Here is a 1705-nt window from a genome sequence, read left to right as displayed (position 1 = left end):
AGTGCGTTGTGGCAAAGGGAGTCCCTGTTCGACGAACCGGGACTCCTTCGTGTGCGGAGCATGATCGCGACGGGGTGGGGGCAGGCAGCGGACGGCTTGTTGTGGATCGAGGAGGATGCGATGCCGTCGGTGCTGGGGTTGATGGAGCGGCGTGAGGCGCGGGCGAGGCAGGATCTGGAGTCCTGGACCGAAGTCCTGGAGCAGGCTCAGGTCGAGGTGGATGCCGCGCGGGAGCGTGTCGAGCGGGCCCGGGTGGGGCGTGAGGAGCTCGTGTCGGTGCTGGCCGAGGAGAGCCCGGTGAATGCGCCGGTTTTCGTGTCGTCTGGTGGTGGGATGGCTGCGGCCGTGGGATCGGGTGGCTCCGGCGCGGGGCCTGGCGAGCGGCCGCCGGTGTGGGGGACGGGCCTGGGTGAGGGGGTGCTCAGCGGCCTGTATCGGGAGGTGTTCGCCGCGGTGGTGGCCGCTGCGGGGCCGGTGAACGGGGTGGAGCTGACGCGGGCGGTGGGCCGCGAGGCGGAGATCAAGAACGAGGTGGAGAAGATCCGGCACCGGGCCTACGTGCTGGAGAAGCGGGGCTGGCTGGTGCGGGCGAAGGCCGGACGGTTCACGCCGCGCCCGGAGCAGTCGGCCGGGACGCTTCTCCGGCCAGCGCGGAGCGTCCCCGGCCAGGCGCCGGGACAGCCTGATCACAGCGGCCCACCACACCATCTGGGCGTGGTGGTCGGGGCGTCGTTCATGGTCGCGGTTGAGGCGGCGTGAGCGCGACAGCCAGCTCAGCGTGCGCTCCACGACCCCTCTGCGGGCCAGTACGACGAATCCGCGTTGCCCGTCGGAGCGACGTACGACCTCGACGCGCACCCCGTGAGCGGCGAACGCCTTAGCCAGTGCGGGGCCTTGGTAGGCGCTGTCGACCCACACCAGTTTCAGCAGCCGGCCCGGCTGGTCCATGAATGTCTCCAGCAGCGAGGGGGCGGCCTTGGAGTCGTGCACGTCGGCCGTGGTCACGGTGACCTCCAGGAGCAGGCCCTCGGTGTCGGTCAGGATGTGACGCTTGCGCCCGTCGCGTGATGTGCCGCCGTCGTATCCGCGGCTGTCCTCGCCGACGGTCTCGGAGGCGTCCACCGACTGACTGTCGATGACTCCCGCGCTGGGCTCGGCGCCTCGGCCTGAGCGTTCCCTGGCCGTGCGGCGCAGGCGTTCGTGCAGTTCACGCACGTAGTCGCAGGCCCGCCAGCGGCGGAAGAAGTCGTAGACCGCCCGCCAGTACGGGAAGTCGACGGGCAGGGCCATCCACTTCACGCCGTTGTCGACGAGGTAGCGCACAGCGTCGAATATCTCGCGGTGGCAGTACTCCTCCGGGCGTCCGCCCCGCTTCAGGAGCCAGGCCGGCACCGGCATCGCGGAGCGGACCTCGGCCCACTCCGCATCCGTCATGTCACTCGGATAGCAGCCTGCCCGCTGCCCCGGAGCGATCGAACCGAACCGGTGCACGTAGCAGTCACACCCAGGGGTGACCACGGTGGACGCAGCCGCAGTGGTACTGCTCAACTGATCAGGCAACGGGCTTCCTTGGTCGTGCTGGGTGTCGTAACCGCGTCACTACCAAGGGGCCCGTTCTCTCATGCCCGCGACCGCACCCGAACCTCCGTCCAGACGATCACCCGCTGCCACTCGAACAAGATTCGGTTAGCCACAACGCACTCAA

1 protein-coding gene is annotated in these 1705 nt (G+C 69.5%); it reads right to left on the bottom strand.

Translation table 11 applies throughout. The annotated features are described in order from the left end of the window. A partial coding sequence (locus ACIQZO_RS40465) for an IS5 family transposase (protein ID WP_403636425.1) occupies positions 1-1434 on the bottom strand: 1434 nt, incomplete at its 3' end. Positions 1435-1705: the final 271 nt, after the last annotated feature.

Source organism: Streptomyces sp. NPDC097617 (assembly GCF_044761485.1).
Taxonomy (GTDB): Bacteria; Actinomycetota; Actinomycetes; order Streptomycetales; family Streptomycetaceae; genus Streptomyces.
Note: the sequence above shows the minus strand (reverse complement) of the source record. Positions and strands in the feature narration are given on the sequence as shown.